At 65.8% G+C, this 12,757-nt stretch carries 16 protein-coding genes; 12 read left to right on the forward strand and 4 right to left on the reverse strand.

Going from position 1 to position 12,757, the window contains the following annotated elements; all coding sequences use genetic code 11:
* Positions 1-22 precede the first annotated feature (22 nt).
* Both RHIZ70P_RS02185 and RHIZ70P_RS02190 read left to right on the forward strand, forming a co-directional pair.
* Entirely contained in the window at positions 23-520 is a 498-nt protein-coding gene (locus RHIZ70P_RS02185) for a MarR family winged helix-turn-helix transcriptional regulator (RefSeq protein ID WP_115668730.1), read from the forward strand.
* A 134-nt stretch (positions 521-654) separates the two neighbouring features.
* A complete protein-coding gene (locus tag RHIZ70P_RS02190) occupies positions 655-996 on the forward strand; it encodes a hypothetical protein (RefSeq protein ID WP_115668731.1) in 342 nt (113 codons plus the stop codon).
* A gap of 109 nt (positions 997-1,105) precedes the next feature.
* On the opposite strand, the gene xseA is transcribed toward RHIZ70P_RS02190, so the two are convergent.
* Positions 1,106-2,746 (reverse strand): exodeoxyribonuclease VII large subunit, encoded by a 1,641-nt coding sequence (gene xseA, locus RHIZ70P_RS02195; protein ID WP_115668732.1) that lies wholly within the window; start codon positions 2,744-2,746, stop codon positions 1,106-1,108.
* Between the two features lie 209 nt (positions 2,747-2,955).
* On the opposite strand from xseA, the gene RHIZ70P_RS02200 reads away from it, so the two are divergent.
* The gene (locus tag RHIZ70P_RS02200; RefSeq protein ID WP_115668733.1) at positions 2,956-3,219 is read left to right on the forward strand and encodes a spike base protein, RCAP_Rcc01079 family; all 264 of its coding nucleotides are present in this window, start codon (positions 2,956-2,958) and stop codon (positions 3,217-3,219) included.
* Between the two features lie 129 nt (positions 3,220-3,348).
* On the forward strand, positions 3,349-3,582 hold the full coding sequence (locus RHIZ70P_RS02205; RefSeq protein WP_419178257.1) for a hypothetical protein: 234 nt from the start codon (positions 3,349-3,351) through the stop codon (positions 3,580-3,582).
* Positions 3,583-3,647: 65 nt separating this feature from the next.
* Here the strand turns inward: RHIZ70P_RS02205 and RHIZ70P_RS02210 are convergent, their stop codons facing one another.
* Complete coding sequence (locus RHIZ70P_RS02210; RefSeq protein WP_115668734.1) at positions 3,648-5,465, reverse strand: hypothetical protein; 1,818 nt, start codon at positions 5,463-5,465, stop codon at positions 3,648-3,650.
* Positions 5,466-5,621: 156 nt separating this feature from the next.
* Here RHIZ70P_RS02210 and RHIZ70P_RS02215 point away from each other — a divergent pair, with 156 nt between their 5' ends.
* Positions 5,622-6,626, forward strand: a complete 1,005-nt coding sequence (locus RHIZ70P_RS02215; RefSeq protein ID WP_115668735.1) for a glycosyltransferase — start codon at positions 5,622-5,624, stop codon at positions 6,624-6,626.
* Complete coding sequence (locus RHIZ70P_RS02220; protein ID WP_115668736.1) at positions 6,623-6,997, forward strand: GtrA family protein; 375 nt, start codon at positions 6,623-6,625, stop codon at positions 6,995-6,997. Before RHIZ70P_RS02215 ends, RHIZ70P_RS02220 begins: the two co-directional genes overlap by 4 nt.
* 8 nt (positions 6,998-7,005) lie before the next feature.
* Here the strand turns inward: RHIZ70P_RS02220 and RHIZ70P_RS02225 are convergent, their stop codons facing one another.
* Entirely contained in the window at positions 7,006-7,995 is a 990-nt protein-coding gene (locus RHIZ70P_RS02225; RefSeq protein WP_115668737.1) for a Gfo/Idh/MocA family protein, read from the reverse strand.
* A 199-nt stretch (positions 7,996-8,194) separates the two neighbouring features.
* Here RHIZ70P_RS02225 and RHIZ70P_RS02230 point away from each other — a divergent pair, with 199 nt between their 5' ends.
* From RHIZ70P_RS02230 to RHIZ70P_RS02255, 6 genes are all read left to right on the forward strand, one after another.
* Entirely contained in the window at positions 8,195-8,755 is a 561-nt protein-coding gene (locus tag RHIZ70P_RS02230) for a cysteine hydrolase family protein (protein WP_115668738.1), read from the forward strand.
* Positions 8,752-9,750, forward strand: a complete 999-nt coding sequence (locus RHIZ70P_RS02235) for a GlxA family transcriptional regulator (RefSeq protein ID WP_115668739.1) — start codon at positions 8,752-8,754, stop codon at positions 9,748-9,750. Before RHIZ70P_RS02230 ends, RHIZ70P_RS02235 begins: the two co-directional genes overlap by 4 nt.
* Positions 9,751-9,838: 88 nt before the next feature.
* The gene (locus tag RHIZ70P_RS02240) at positions 9,839-10,789 is read left to right on the forward strand and encodes an aldo/keto reductase (RefSeq protein ID WP_115668740.1); all 951 of its coding nucleotides are present in this window, start codon (positions 9,839-9,841) and stop codon (positions 10,787-10,789) included.
* Between the two features lie 7 nt (positions 10,790-10,796).
* Positions 10,797-11,243 carry a GNAT family N-acetyltransferase gene (locus RHIZ70P_RS02245; protein ID WP_115668741.1) on the forward strand — a complete coding sequence of 149 codons (447 nt, stop codon included), beginning with the start codon at positions 10,797-10,799 and terminating at the stop codon, positions 11,241-11,243.
* Between the two features lie 51 nt (positions 11,244-11,294).
* Entirely contained in the window at positions 11,295-11,513 is a 219-nt protein-coding gene (locus tag RHIZ70P_RS02250; protein ID WP_115668742.1) for a DUF6290 family protein, read from the forward strand.
* On the forward strand, positions 11,503-11,808 hold the full coding sequence (locus RHIZ70P_RS02255) for a type II toxin-antitoxin system RelE family toxin (RefSeq protein ID WP_181903921.1): 306 nt from the start codon (positions 11,503-11,505) through the stop codon (positions 11,806-11,808). The genes RHIZ70P_RS02250 and RHIZ70P_RS02255 overlap by 11 nt, the downstream gene beginning before the upstream one ends.
* Here RHIZ70P_RS02255 and RHIZ70P_RS02260 read toward each other — a convergent pair.
* On the reverse strand, positions 11,777-12,688 hold the full coding sequence (locus RHIZ70P_RS02260; RefSeq protein WP_115668744.1) for a LysR family transcriptional regulator: 912 nt from the start codon (positions 12,686-12,688) through the stop codon (positions 11,777-11,779). The genes RHIZ70P_RS02255 and RHIZ70P_RS02260 overlap by 32 nt on opposite strands.
* Positions 12,689-12,757: the final 69 nt, after the last annotated feature.

Genomic DNA, 12,757 nt, shown 5'->3' on the forward strand with positions numbered 1-12,757 from the left:
AAATTGTCGGCTAGCTGTTCCCATGACCATTCCCAAGCCCGACGCCGTCGATCAGATTCTCGCCCAATGGAACAGGGAGCGGCCCGACCTCGACGTCTCCGCCATGGGGCCTCTCGGAAGGCTGGCGCGGCTGCGCACCCATCTGTCGCGCGAGATCGATGCGGTCCTTTCAGCCCACGGGCTGAACAGCTCGACCTTCGACGTCCTGGCGACGCTGCGCCGGTCGGGCGCGCCATACCGTCTCTCGCCGTCCGACCTGATGGCGACCATGATGGTCACCTCGGGCACCATGACAAACCGCATTGACCAGTTGGAGAAGCAGGGCCTCGTCGAGCGCCTGCCCAATCCGGACGACCGGCGCGGCCTGCTCGTGGCGCTGACGCCCAAGGGGCGCGCGCTGGTGGACGAGGCGGTGACGGCGCATGTCGCCAATCAGGAACAGCTGATGGCCGCGCTCAACCTCGAGGAGCGCCAGGCGCTCGACACGCTTCTGCGGCGGTATCTGTCTGCCTTCGAATAATTCGGCCGGCCATGCGCCACGTGGACCCATTTAAATCCCCGGCGGATTTCCTATCTTCAGCGAAGAACGGCTTGTTGCGGAACGGCTCGATTGTTGCCCCTCAAGCCCGATCCGCACAACAAGGAGAAGAGACCATGGGACGGATCACAGGCGCATTGTTCGCGAGCCTCTCTCTGCTCACCGTCGCGACATCCCCGGCCATTGCCGACGACGCCCAATTGGCGGCGATCCTGTTCGGGCGAAACTACAATGACGGCGTCACGGCCGTTTCCGTCTGGCCCGGACATGCCGATCGCGGCGGGGGCGGAGCCGCAGAGCCGACCTTGCAGACACCGGCCCGCCTGCGCGCGGCGCAGGCCGAAGTGGCCGCGGATCCGACGCTCCAGGCAGCGATCGAAAGACGCCATATCGCCCTGCATAACGTGGTCTGGGTCGAGACGGCGGCCAATGGCGGCCGGATCCTCTACTACCGCTGAGCACCGTTCCAGGGTCGACGCTCCCGTTTATTGGCGTGAGAACCGCCGAGATGATGAGGGCGATCGTTCAGCGGATGCACCGAAGCGATGGCAGCGCACCGTCCACCTTTCAGAACAGGCTGCCCTGCCCGGCCGGCGGCTCGCTCTTCTTCGCCGGTCGAGGCGCGGCTGCAGGCCTGGCGCTGACGGCCGACGAAGCAGGCGGCGATGACGGCTCACGCACGGGCTGACCAGGCGCGCCGTCTCCGCCTTCGGTGACGGCCGAGACGCGACCGTCGGAAAACTCGATCGAGATCGCCGATCCTGCACCAAGGCTGGCCGCCCGCGAGACCGGACGATCGCCCGCGTCGCGGATCACCGCATAGCCGCGCTGCAGCACGTTCTTGTAGGACAGTGACTGCAGCATGCGCTCGTGGCCGGCAAGCGTCGCGCGGTTCGCCCTGAGTTCGTTCAAAACTGCACTGTCGGCGCGCCGGGTGAGCCCCTCCAGCCGGTCGCGGCTGCGGTCGGTCTGGGCGCGCAGGCGCGCAGGCAGATTGCGCAGCACCGCATCGGCGCCGCTCACCCGCGCCCGCAGGCGGTCAATCATCCGCTCGACGATCCGTTCGGCAAGCGCCGCGCGCTCAGTGACCCTCTGGCGCCTCTCGCCGATGCGCCGCGCCAGCATGTCGGGACGCAGCGCCGATGCCGAGCGCTCGAAGGCCCGGCGCTTGGCCATGGTATTGAGTTCCAGACCCCGGCCGAGACCGGTCGCGGCCTCGTCGAAGCGGCGCCGCGGCAGGGCCAGCAACTGGTCGAGCGACGGAAGAGCCCGCGTCAGCGCCCGCAGACCCTGGCGGCGGATTTCCATCTGGCGGGACGTGGCGCCCGAAAGCCGCGCGGCGATATTGGCGACCTGCGCAACCAGCTCGGCCTTGACCGGCACCGCCATCTCGGCCGCACCCGTCGGCGTCGGCGCGCGCACGTCGGCGGCATAGTCGATCAGCGTCCAGTCGGTCTCGTGGCCGACCGCCGAGATCAGCGGAATGCCGCTTGCCGCTGCGGCACGAACGACGATCTCGTCGTTGAAACTCCAGAGGTCCTCGAGGCTGCCGCCGCCGCGCGCGACGATCAGAACGTCCGGCCGAGGAATCGGGCCGCCCGGCGCAAGCGCGTTGAAGCCGTGGATGGCATTGGCCACCTCCTCGCCCGAGCCCTCGCCCTGCACCTTGACCGGCCAGACCAGCACGTGGACCGGAAAGCGGTCGGCGATGCGGTGCAGGATGTCGCGGATGACGGCGCCTGTCGGCGAGGTCACGACCCCGATGACCTTCGGCATGTAAGGCAGAAGCTGCTTGGCGGCGGGATCGAACAGGCCCTCGGCCCCAAGCTTGCGCTTGCGCTCCTCGATCAGCGCCATCAATGCGCCGGCGCCCGCCGGCTCCATCTGCTCGATGACGATCTGGTATTTCGACGAGCCGGGGAAGGTGGTGATGCGCCCGGTGGCGATCACTTCCATGCCCTCTTCAGGCCGGTATTTCAGCTTGGAGAACGAGCCCTTCCAGATCACCGCATCGATGCGGGACTTGTCGTCCTTCAGGCTGAAATAGGCGTGGCCCGAGGAATGCGGGCCGCGATAGCCGGAGATCTCGCCGCGCACGCGCACGTGATCGAAGGCGGTCTCGATCGTGCGCTTGATGGAGCCCGATAGTTCCGAGACGGTGAACTCGGCGAGATTGGAGCGCGAATCATCGCTGGAGAAGCTGATCATGCGCCCTTCCTAGCGCAAAATGCGGGGAAGTTCAGCCGCCCTCTTGCCTGATCTCCCGGCATTTCGCCCTCGCCGCAAGCCCCGGAACCACAAGGGCAAACGCCTGCCCCCACCGACCCGCCGGCCGGTCGATGCGACCCTCCCATTTCCCCGCCTTTTCCTGCCGGGGGAAAATCGGTGGAAATCAGCTGCCCAAGAGGAGCCCTTCCATGACCGACCGCTTCGCCGCCTTCCAGCCTTCCCTTTCCGGTCCCGCCTCGACCGGCTTCCCAGTCGTGCCGGACGATGCCATCGACCTGCCCGAGGCGACGCGGGCGCTCTATGTCGGCATGCGCGGCAATCTTGCCGTGACCATGCTGTCGGGTGCCGAATTCGTGCTCTCCGGCCTTCCCGACGGCAGTCTGCTGCCGCTGCGCGTCGTGCGGGTGCGGGCGACGGGTACCACCGCCGGCGCCATCGTCGGTCTTGCCTGAGCCTCCTCCACTCAAGGTTAGCCCGACTGGCCGGGCGCGGTTACGCTGCGTCCGGCCGCCTTTCGAACGGAAACCGCCTGTTAGCCAATTCGCCCTAGAATCGCCGGACGAGTCCTGCAAAAGAGACGCATGATGATTTTTGCCACCGCCATGATGATCGGAATTGCCGCCAGCCTGACCCGCTCGGCGATGAGCATCGCTCTGGCCGCGGTGCTGATCGGCGTCGTCTTCGCGCTTGCCGCAGCCGTTTCGCCCGGGCCTGTCGCCTGGTTGTCCCTGGCTTCGGCCTATGCCGGCTTCAATGCCGGCCTGATCCTGCATCTCGTCGGCCTCGTCGCCATCGAGCGTCGCAAGGCCGCCTGAACAACCCACCGCCTGCCCTCAGGTTTCGCTCGCTCACCGCCAGGCAAGAGGATTGCCCGCGGGGCCTAGAACCGCATGCGGTAGAGCGCCAGGCCCGACTTCGGATCGCGCGGCAGGGCCTCCAGATAGGTCGGCACCTCTCCCCGCTCGAGCGCTGCATAGAGCCCGTCGGGCTTGAGCTCCCGGATCGTCTCCGTCTGCAGATCCGTGCCGCAATAGGCAATGATCGTGGCACCGGCGCCGCGCAGGAAGGCCGCCGCCTCTGCGGGCGTCGCGAGGCCAATATGCAGCTCGGTCAGCATGCCGCCCTGGTTGCGGTGATAGGGAGCCGAAAGCACCCTGTGCGCCGTGAAGCGCAGGATTTTCGAGCCCGTATTCGACGGTGCGACCACGGTTGTCGCCGGCAAGAGCCCGAGTTGGCGAAGGGCTGCGGCCGATTCGCAATCCTGCGAGGACGTCGCGGGCCCGACGCTCGCCTTCATCCGTTCCGTGACGCCGGCTGTCCCTTCGGTCGCGAACACACCGACAAGCAGCCAGACGCTCGGCACGGCGAGCAGCGTCGTCACCGCAAAGGCAAAGCCGGCGCCCATGTTCTCCGGGTCGTCGCGGGCGTTTCGGCGCAGTTCGGCGATCAGCAGCGACAGGGGCAGGATCGACAGAAGGTTGGCGAAGACCGCGCCGCGCAGCTGGATCAGCGCGATCAGCCAGCTGACGAGGATCAGCGCCAGGAGGATGGCATGGCTCTCGCGCCGGTCGTCGCGGACGATACGCAACAGGCAGACGACGATGGCGAAGAAGCCGACCGCATAGAAACCGCCGAGGCTCGCCGGCTCGACCCGCACTTGCTGGAGGATCGACTGCGCCTCGATGACGAAGTCGAGCCAGAGGGTGACCAGAAGCGGATCGAGATCGTTGAGCGGGTTTTGCAGGCATTGCGGGGCAAGGATCAGCGCCGCGGCGAGCACGGCTGCGCCATCGGCCATGAGGACGGCAAAGCGGGTGCGGCGTGAAGCGTTGCTGGCCAGCTGGACCGTAACCAGCAGCAACAATCCGCCCACGGCGGTGATCCCGTAATAGCTGATCGAAAGGCTGTCGCAGGCCGCCATCGTGTAGAGGCGCGGCGGCACGGTGGCGAAGAACAGGGCCGAGATGGCGATCGTCACCGTCAGCGCGAAGGCCCGCGCCGCCGGGGCAAAGCCCGAACCATGCCAGGCCCACAGGACCGCGACGACGAGGCAGGCGGTGGCGACGAAGGGCGAGGTTTCCGCACCGATTGCGATCGCCAGCGCGGCCGCCAGCGCGGCAAGGGCAAAGCTCGCCGGCTTGTGACGCGGATCGACCAGCATGGCGGCGATGACGGCGACCAGCACCAGCTGGACATTGTGATGATCGATCGCGCCCGGCAGGAAGCGGTTCGAGGTCAGGGCCAGCAGGGCGGCAAGGCCAAGGGCGATCGGCATGGCGGGCAGTCCACCGATGCGGCGCGCCCCGACCGCCACGGCGACGAAGAGCGGCAGGATCAGCAACAAGGGCCAGACCAGCAGTGCCGCGGCCTCGGCGCGCTCGGCCGGCAGAACCTGGGAGAAGGCGAGGATCAGCGCGGCGATCGGCAGATCGACCAGGCGCGACCAGTGCATCAGCGTTCCGCCATCCAGTCCGAGGCGATATTGGGTCAGATCGAACCACGACTGGCCGCCGAGCAGATCGCGCACCTGCACGAGGCGCATCGCGTCGTCATTGTCGACGCCCACATAGTCGGTGGCTCCCGGCAGGTTGATCAGCAGGAGTATGACGATGGTCGCGATACCGAAGAAAGCGACGACGAAGTCGAGACGGGTCCAGAGCCTGCCCCATGTCTTGTCGGCCGTTACCTGATCGATCATGCGTGCTCTATCCTTCGTCCAGGCCTCTCGCACTGTCGCGAGACAAAAACACGCCTGCCATGTCTCCGCGAAACCTAGCCTTAACCTTCTCAAGAAATAGTAAAACCAGGCCGGACGCCGCGTTCGTCGGGCATGTCTCTGTCGCGAGTAGCCGATATGCCTGGGTCAGCATCCGAAAATCTCGACGTGGCGGTTCTGCTGCCCTGCTATAACGAAGGCGCGACGATCGGCGCCGTGGTGCAGGGCTTTCGCACGGCACTGCCGCATGCCCGTATCTATGTCTACGACAACAATTCCACCGACGGCACCGCGCTGACGGCCATGCTGTCGGGTGCGACCGTGGTGCGCGAGCGCCGCCAGGGCAAGGGCCATGTGGTGCGCCGCATGTTCTGCGACATCGAGGCCGACGTCTATGTCATGGCTGACGGCGACGGCACCTATGCAGCCGACGACGCGGAGGAACTGATCCGCACGCTCTTGACCGAGCGCGCCGACATGGTGGTGGGCACGCGCCGTGGCGTGCATGCCGATGCCGGGCGCAACGGCCATGCCTTCGGCAACCGGCTGTTCAACACGCTCTATCGGTTCCTGTTCGGCAACGATTTCACCGACATCCTGTCGGGCTACCGGGTCTTTTCGCGCCGTTTCGTCAAGAGCTTCCCCGCCGTCTCCGCCGGGTTCGAGATCGAGACGGAAATGTCGGTGCATGCATCGCGGCTGAAGCTGCCGGTGGCCGAACTCGAACTCGACTACGGCCGCCGGCCGGAGGGCTCGCATTCCAAGCTCTCGACCTTCAAGGACGGCGCGAAGATCCTCTGGATGTTCGCCATGCTGATGAAGGAAACGCGTCCCTTCGCCTTCTTCGGTGCCATCGCGGCGACGATCATGGCGGCGAGCCTAACCTTCATGACCCCGGTCCTCGTCGAATATTTCACCACCGGCCTGGTCAGCCGCATGCCCACCTGGATCCTCGCCACCGCCCTGATGCTGATGGCGCTGTTTTGCTTCACCGCCGGGCTGATCCTCGATTCGCTCGCCCGCTCGCGGGCCGAGCAATTGCGCATCCACTACCTGACCCTGCCGGCGCTCGCCCATGCACAGCAGGCGGCCCGGACGGACCGCGACAAGCGTAAGCCGGCGCGAACCGCCGACGCGGCATGAAGAAGCTGGCCCGCTTCGGCATTGTCGGAACCATCGGCTTTCTCGTCGATGGTTCCGTACTCTGGCTGCTGCTCGAGGCGACGCCGCTCGGCCCGTTCCTGGCGCGCGTCATCGCCATTGCGGTTGCGCTGGTCGCCACCTGGTATCTCAACCGCAGCTTCACCTTCGGCGCCTCGCGCCGTTCGATCGCGGTCGAAGGTTTCCGCTACGGCTCGGTCGGCATCACTTCGGCCATGGTCAATTATCTCATCTACAGCGGGCTTCTCCTGTCGCTGCCGATCCTTCAGCCGCTGGCGGCGCTGGTGATCGCCTCGATCGCCGCCATGGCCTTTTCCTTCTTCGGCTATTCGCGCTTCGTCTTTCGCCGCTGATCTCGGGCTCAGACCGTCTCCCAGCCGTCCTTTTCCCCGGCGCGATAAATCGCGTCGATGAAGCGCTGGTTGTCGCGCGAACTTTCGAGGCTGACGACCTCGGAGCGATCTCCGCTCAGCGCCGCCTTGGCAAAGGCCTCGGCCTCGCGGCGATATTGGCGGCTGTCCTGGAAACGGAAGACCTGCGACTGGTTGTGCGACTGGTTGGAAAGCTCGACCTCTTCGGCGCCCCATCGATCGGCGTTGAAGGGCGAGCGGACCTCGATGAACCCTTCCGTGCCGTGGAAGACCATGGACTGGCGGTTGGCCATCTGCGTCGAGACGTAGAAGCTCAGCTCGAAGTTGCCGAAATCCGCCTTGACGCTCGAATAGATGTCGGTGCCGAATTCGGCATCGCGCTCGACCACGGCCTGCACCTTCAGCGGCTCGGCGCCGGTGGCGAAACGCGTGGCGATCGCCGGATAGACGCCGATGTCCGGCAGGCCGCCGCCGCCGAGTTCGGGAATGTTGCGCATGTTGCCGGGGTCGCGGTTGAAATAGGTGAAGACGCCCTGGACGTGGCGCAGCCGCCCGATCGCCCCTTCGGCGAGCAGCGCGCGCACCTTGTGCCAGACCGGCGTGTAAGTGACCATGAACGCTTCTGAGACCAGCACCCCATTGCGGTCGCGCGCGGCGATCAGCTGGTCGATGTCGGACGCCTTGAGCGCGATCGGCTTCTCGCACAGCACATGCTTGCCGGCGTCTGCCGCCCTGATTGTCCACTCGACGTGTTGGGCGGTCGGCAGCGGAATATAGACGGCATCGATCACATCGGAGGCCAGCATTTCCTCATAGCTGCCGAAGGCATGCCGCACGGAGAAGCGGTCCGCCATGGCGCGCGCCCTGGAGAGGTCGCGGCTGGCAATGGCGGTGACGACGCAGTTTTCCGCGTCCTGCATGGCCGGCACGACGAGTTCCCGGCCGATCTTGGCCGTGGACAGAATTCCGAAACGCAGCATGGGGCTCCTCCTGTATCGTTGCCGCGCGACCCTAGTCAGAGATCCGCCGCTTGGCAACGGGCCTCGAAGGCAAGCCACGGCAGACCGCAGGGAGGGTCCCTATTGGCCGGAAATGTCCCATCGTCGTCCGGAGATGAACTTTTTTCCTTTTTTCCCTGCACTATTCTAGGCTATCCCTTCAGCACAAAGGATGCAGAAAATGACCGACAGCAAGACCGCCCTTCTGGTAATCGACGCTCAGGAATCCTTCCGCCACCGCCCCTACTGGCGCGACGAGGACGTGGTCGACTTTATCTCCAAGCAGCAGGCGCTGATCGACGGGGCGAAGGCCGCCGGCCATGCCGTCGTGCAGATCTTCCACACCGACGACGATGCAGAATTCCGCCTGGACAGCGGATTCGTCACGACGCTTGCCGGCCTTAAGATCGAGCCGGACGTCATCATCCACAAGACCCGGCATTCGGCCTTCGTCGGCACGCCGCTCGAAATCTGGCTGCGCCAGCGCGGCATCGGCCGGCTCATCGTCTCGGGCATCCGCACCGAACAGTGCTGCGAGACGACGACGCGCCACGGCGCCGATCTCGGCTTCGTGGTCGACTACGTGACCGAGGCGACGCTGACCTTCCCGATGACCCATGCCTCGGGCCAGGTCTTTAGTGCCGCCGACATCAAGACCCGCACCGAGCTGGTGCTGGCCGGTCGCTTTGCCCGCATCGCGACGGTGGAACAGGCGCTCGGCCAGATCGGTCTCGCCGCATGACAGTCGCGCCCCGCCCCGACCGCCGGATCATTCCCGTCTATGTCGTGCTGCCGCCGCACACGCTGCTGATGGATGTCGCCGGTCCGGTCGAGGTGCTGCGCTATGCCAACAGCGAACAGGAGGACATCCTGTTCGACTGCCGTTTCGTCGCCGCCCGCGCCGAACAGACGACATCGATCGGGCTTTCGCTCGCAAATCTGGCGCCCCTGCCCGAGCGACTGCCCGTCGGCGCCTATGTCGTCATCTCCGGCAGCATGGGCGCGGTCCCCGATCCGTCGTCGGTTGCGGCCGAGCGGGCGGAAATCGCGCGCTGGCTCGCCCGCGTCGTCGTGCCCGGCATCACGCTCGTCACCATCTGCTCCGGCGCCCTGCTCGCAGCCTCCGCCGGCCTGCTCGACGGCCATGCCTGCACCACCCACGCGGACTGCATCGCCGACCTCAGCCGCCTCGCCCCGACCGCGCAGGTGCTGGAGAACCGCCTCTTCGTCGAGGACGGCGAACGCTTTTCCAGCGCGGGGATCTCCACCGGCATCGACCTGATGCTGCACATCGTCTCGACGCTCACCTCCGCGCCGGTGGCGCTTTCGATCGCGCGCACCATGGTGATCTACATGCGCCGCAGCGGCGCCGATCCGCAGCTCTCGCCCTGGCTGTCCGGCCGCAACCATCTGCACCCGGCGATCCACCGCATCCAGGATGCCATCATGGCGGATCCGGCCCGCGACTGGACGCTGTCGCAACTGGCGGATCTCGGCCATCTGAGCGAGCGCCACATGACGCGGCTTTTCCGCGAGCATGCCGGACTGTCCGTCACGGCTTACGTCAACCTGATACGGGTGACCCTTGCCCGCGACATCCTCTCCCATTCCCGCCTCGACATGGAGACGGTGGCCGAGCGGGCGGGTTTTTCCTCGCCGCGCCATCTCAGGCGCATCTGGGCGCAGCACAATGCCCTGCCGCCCAGCCACTACCGCACGTCCGATCAAAGAAATTGAGTGGTCGATCACAGGCGCGGTTGCTAACCTGCAGGCTCTCAAACCCGGCCGCCTTCGGCCGCCTCCCGCGAACCCACGGAGTTTACCCATGCAGAAGCGTTCGCTCGGCCGCACCGGCCTTTCCATCGCGCCCGTCGTCTTCGGCGGCAACGTTTTCGGCTGGACCGCCGACGAAAAGACCTCGTTCGACCTGCTCGATGCCTTCTTCGACGCCGGCTACAACGCCATCGACACGGCAGACGTCTATTCCTCCTGGGTCGACGGCCACAAGGGCGGCGAGAGCGAGGAAATCATCGGCCGGTGGCTGAAGCGCGGCCATGTCGCCCGCGACAGGGCGGTGATCGTCACCAAGGTCGGCTTCGACAGCCAGGGCCGAAAGACCGGGCTTTCCGCCAAATGGATCGCGGAGGCCGCCGAGGCCTCGCTGAAGCGGCTCGGCACCGACTATATCGACCTCTATCTCGCCCACAAGCCGGACGAGGACGTGCCGATCGAGGAGACGCTGGAGGCCTTCGCCCGGCTCAAGCAGCAGGGCAAGGTCCGGGCGATCGGTTGCTCGAACTATGAAGCCGACCAGTTGCAGGCTTCGCTCGACGCCGCCGCGAAGAACGATTTGCCGCGCTACGACGTCGTGCAGCCGGAATACAATCTCTACACCCGCGACAGGTTCGAGGGGCCGCTGGCCGACCTCTGCATGCGGGAAGAGATCGGCGTCATCAGCTACTACGCGCTCGCCGCCGGCTTCCTCACCGGCAAGTATCGCAGCCTGAAGGACACGGAAGGCGCGGCGCGCAGCTACCGCGTCGGCGATTATCTCGACGACAAGGGGTTGAGGATCCTCGCCGCCCTCGACGCGGTAGCCGCCGAGACCGGTACCTCGCCGGCAACCGTCGCCATCGCCTGGGTCGCCGCCCGTCCCGGCATCACCGCGCCGATCGCCTCGGCCACCAGCCTTCGCCAGCTCGAAAGCCTGATCGCCGCCGGCAAGCTTGCGCTTTCTCAAGCCCAGATGGCGCGCCTCACCGAAGCCGGAGCGTAAGAGATCCATGACCATCGAGATACGCGACGCCCAACCCGCCGACGAAGCCGCCTGGCGGCGGCTGTGGAAGGGATACCTGACCTTCTACAAGGTCGACCTGCCCGAAGAGGTCACCAACCACACCTGGGCACGCATCCTCGATCCCTCCTCCCGCGTCGCCATGCGGGTGGCGCTGGTCGACGGCCAAATGGCCGGCTTCGCCATCCACCACTTCCACGATTCCACCTGGGCCCTTTCGCACGAATGCTATCTGGAAGACCTCTATCTCGGCGAGACCTTCCGCGGCAAAGGTCTCGGCCGGGCGCTGATCGACGACCTGATCGCACTCGCCAAGCAAAAGGGCTGGTCCCGCCTCTACTGGCACACCGACCGCGACAACGCGACCGCCCGCAAGCTCTACGACACCTATGCGAAGGAAGACGGGCACGTGCGCTATCGGATGGCGCTGGCGTAAGTTGTATGCCGCTGAGGTATGTACTAAATTCAGGTTCGAAGGAGTTCAGTCATGGCGACCGTGAACATTCGGATTGACGACGAAATCGAGGCGCGCTGGGAAAAGATCACGAAGGCCCATGGCCTCGACCGCAACAATCTCTTTCGTGACGCTATCCTCGAAAAACTTGAGGAACTGGAAGACCTCTATGCAGTGGAGGCCCGCCTGAAAGAGCCCTTCAAGCCCGTGCCGAATGATCAGGTGTGGAAGGAACTCGGGCTTGCGGATTGAATGGCATCCCGCCGCTGTCGAGGAACTCTGGCAGCTGGGGACAGCCGATCAACGGCGCATCAAGAAGGCGCTCGATCTTCTTCTTGAATTGCAGGATCCGAGGCAGCGTTTGCAGCCATATCGCGGCGATCTGAAGGACTTCTGGAAGCTGAGGGTCGGGGATATACGCCTTGTCTGCCAGATCCGGCGCGAGGGCGACGACTACGTCCTTGTCATCAGAGTTGCGCACCGTAGTTCGGTGTATTCGGATCGCAGCCAGCGGCTTATTCGAGCCCGTGATCCGGACGAGACCTGAAGCGAAAGAAATCCACGAAGGCCCTGAGCGCCGGGCGCATCTGGCGGCGGGAGGGATAATAGATGAAGAAGCCTTCGAAGGGCGGGCACCAGTCCTCGAGCACGGGGACCAGCCTTCCGGCCGCCACATCCGCGTCGATCCGCCCGTCGAACAGGTAGGCAAGCCCCACGCCGTCGATCGCTGCGCGGCGCATCAGCCGCTGGTCGGAGAGGATCAACGGCCCGGACACGTCGACGGCCAATACCTTTCCCGCCTTTTCCAGCTCCCAGCGATAGATGCGCCCGCTGGAGAAGCGCCGCCGGATGCAGCGGTGATGGATGAGGTCGCCCGGCGCCTGCGGTCGCCCATGGGCGGCTATGTAGGCTGGCGACGCCACGATCACGCCGCGCTGTGGACCGCTGGCGCGCACCGCGATCATGTCGGCCTCCAGATGTTCGCCGAGCCTCAGACCGGCGTCGAAGCCCTCAGTGACGATGTCCTCGAAGCGATCATTGGTGACGACGTCCAGTTCGATCTCGGGATAGGTCTTCAGGAAGGCGCCGAGGCGCGGAACGATCAGGTCTTCGGCGGCGAGCATCGGCATGGTCAGGCGCAACGGCCCGGCCGGCGTGCCCCTGCGGTCGGCCAGCCCTTCCAGCACGGCACCGATGTCGGCGAGCGCCGGCGACAGCGTTTCCAACAGCATGCGCCCCTCTTCCGTCGGCGCGACGCTGCGGGTCGTGCGGGCAAGCAGGCGCACGCCGAGACTCGCCTCCAGCGCGGTCACGGCATGGCTGACGGCGGAAGGGGCGATGCCCAGTTCCTCGGCAGCGCTGCGAAAACTGCGGGCTTCGGCAACGGCCGCCAGAACGGCGAGCTGCGAGAGTTGGATCCTGTTCATTGTTCTATCTGATAGAACAAGCCGCGACGGATTGCATGCATTATCGACGGTGCGATGAGGCGCTATCTT

Source organism: Paenirhizobium selenitireducens ATCC BAA-1503 (assembly GCF_900492185.1).
Taxonomy (GTDB): Bacteria; Pseudomonadota; Alphaproteobacteria; order Rhizobiales; family Rhizobiaceae; genus Allorhizobium; species Allorhizobium selenitireducens_A.

Bases quoted from the DNA above. Each gene is read 5' to 3' on its own strand.
- RHIZ70P_RS02210 (WP_115668734.1), bottom strand. From the start codon at position 5,465: ATGATCGATCAGGTAACGGCCGACAAGACATGGGGCAGGCTCTGGACC.
- RHIZ70P_RS02235 (WP_115668739.1), top strand. From the start codon at position 8,752: ATGACAGTCGCGCCCCGCCCCGACCGCCGGATCATTCCCGTCTATGTC.
- RHIZ70P_RS02205 (WP_419178257.1), top strand. From the start codon at position 3,349: ATGATGATTTTTGCCACCGCCATGATGATCGGAATTGCCGCCAGCCTG.
- RHIZ70P_RS02215 (WP_115668735.1), top strand. From the start codon at position 5,622: ATGCCTGGGTCAGCATCCGAAAATCTCGACGTGGCGGTTCTGCTGCCC.
- RHIZ70P_RS02230 (WP_115668738.1), top strand. From the start codon at position 8,195: ATGACCGACAGCAAGACCGCCCTTCTGGTAATCGACGCTCAGGAATCC.
- RHIZ70P_RS02225 (WP_115668737.1), bottom strand. From the start codon at position 7,995: ATGCTGCGTTTCGGAATTCTGTCCACGGCCAAGATCGGCCGGGAACTC.
- RHIZ70P_RS02190 (WP_115668731.1), top strand. From the start codon at position 655: ATGGGACGGATCACAGGCGCATTGTTCGCGAGCCTCTCTCTGCTCACC.
- RHIZ70P_RS02240 (WP_115668740.1), top strand. From the start codon at position 9,839: ATGCAGAAGCGTTCGCTCGGCCGCACCGGCCTTTCCATCGCGCCCGTC.
- RHIZ70P_RS02200 (WP_115668733.1), top strand. From the start codon at position 2,956: ATGACCGACCGCTTCGCCGCCTTCCAGCCTTCCCTTTCCGGTCCCGCC.
- RHIZ70P_RS02220 (WP_115668736.1), top strand. From the start codon at position 6,623: ATGAAGAAGCTGGCCCGCTTCGGCATTGTCGGAACCATCGGCTTTCTC.
- RHIZ70P_RS02260 (WP_115668744.1), bottom strand. From the start codon at position 12,688: ATGAACAGGATCCAACTCTCGCAGCTCGCCGTTCTGGCGGCCGTTGCC.
- RHIZ70P_RS02250 (WP_115668742.1), top strand. From the start codon at position 11,295: ATGGCGACCGTGAACATTCGGATTGACGACGAAATCGAGGCGCGCTGG.
- RHIZ70P_RS02185 (WP_115668730.1), top strand. From the start codon at position 23: ATGACCATTCCCAAGCCCGACGCCGTCGATCAGATTCTCGCCCAATGG.
- xseA (WP_115668732.1), bottom strand. From the start codon at position 2,746: ATGATCAGCTTCTCCAGCGATGATTCGCGCTCCAATCTCGCCGAGTTC.
- RHIZ70P_RS02245 (WP_115668741.1), top strand. From the start codon at position 10,797: ATGACCATCGAGATACGCGACGCCCAACCCGCCGACGAAGCCGCCTGG.